This is a genomic window from Mesorhizobium sp. M7A.F.Ca.CA.004.12.1.1 (assembly GCF_003997835.1).
Classification (GTDB): Bacteria; Pseudomonadota; Alphaproteobacteria; order Rhizobiales; family Rhizobiaceae; genus Mesorhizobium.
In genome coordinates this window covers 1-1,252 of the sequence record NZ_RZRK01001204.1, presented here as the reverse complement: position 1 = coordinate 1,252, position 1,252 = coordinate 1, and the positions used below count along the sequence as shown (strand labels likewise).

Sequence of the window (1,252 nt, the reverse complement as noted above, 5' to 3'; positions counted from 1 at the left end):
GTGCTCGACACCTCTCCCCCGTCGACGGGGGAGAGGAAAGGCGCGAACTTATGCAGGCTGGCTCCCTTCCTCTCCCTCCGGAGGGGGGAGAGGTGGCTCGGCGAAGCCGAGACGGAGTGGGGGAAGCCCGCCCCGCAACACGCAGCCGCCGCAAAACGGGCATCACCCAGCGAGCCCGAAAACTCAGGCAAGGTGACAACCAGGCCGAAGCGCTGCTTTGGCTTGAGTTAAAAGCCCGCAAACTTGGCGGCTACAAGTTCACGCGACAGTTCTCTATCGGACCATACTACGCAGACTTCGCTTGCCGCGAAAAATGGCTCGTCGTGGAAGTCGACGGACATCAACACGCCGACTGTTCCTATGACCGCCGCCGCGACGATTTCATGCATGCCCAGGGCTATTCGATCCTGCGTGTTTGGAGCCATGAAGTCTTGAAGCATCGTACTTCGGTTTGTGAAACCATCCTCGCCGCGCTCGATGGCAGGCTAGCCGAGAACATCACGGCACCCGACCTCCGCTTTGTCTTCACGCCTCACTCACCCGATTCAATCTCTTCAAAAACGGACCTATCTAGATGAAATCTCACGTAAAAGCGGTTGTTATCGGCGGCGGCGTCGTCGGCTGCTCGGTTCTCTACCACCTGGCCAAGGCCGGCTGGACCGACATCATGCTGATCGAGCGCTCGGAGCTCACCTCCGGCTCGTCCTGGCACGCCGCGGGCGGCTTCCACACGCTGAACGGCGACCCCAACGTCGCCAAGCTGCAGGCCTATACGGTGCAGCTCTACAAGGAGATCGAGGAAATATCCGGCCAGTCCTGCTCCCTGCACCTGACCGGCGGCGTGATGATGGCCGACACGCCCGAGCGCATGGACTTCCTGCGGCTGGCCCACGCCAAGGGCCGCTATCTCGGCATGGACACAGAGCTGATCACCCCTTCCGAAGCCAAGGCGATGTTCCCGCTGATGGACGAGACCAACTTCGTCGGCGCCATGTGGGACCCGGTCGAAGGCCATCTCGATCCGTCGGGCACCACCATCGCCTATTCCAAGGCGGCGAAAAAACTCGGCGCCGAGATCGTGCTGCGCAATCGCGTTGTGGAACTGACACAGGAGGTCGACGGCACCTGGAACGTCGTCACCGAACAGGGCACGGTGAAGGCCGAGCATGTCGTCAATTGCGGCGGCCTGTGGGCGCGCGAGATCGGCCGCATGGTCGGCGTCGAACTGCCGGTGCTGGCCATGGAGCACATG

The 1,252-nt window shown here is 62.1% G+C and carries 2 protein-coding genes; both read left to right on the top strand.

Annotation, left to right across the window (positions count from 1 at the left end; genetic code table 11):
• Positions 1 to 92 precede the first annotated feature (92 nt).
• Entirely contained in the window at positions 93 to 578 is a 486-nt protein-coding gene (locus EN984_RS35125; RefSeq protein ID WP_127271897.1) for a DUF559 domain-containing protein, read from the top strand.
• Positions 575 to 1,252 (top strand): FAD-binding oxidoreductase (locus EN984_RS35120; protein WP_164748061.1); only part of this gene is annotated, 678 nt, incomplete at its 3' end. The genes EN984_RS35125 and EN984_RS35120, both read left to right, overlap by 4 nt.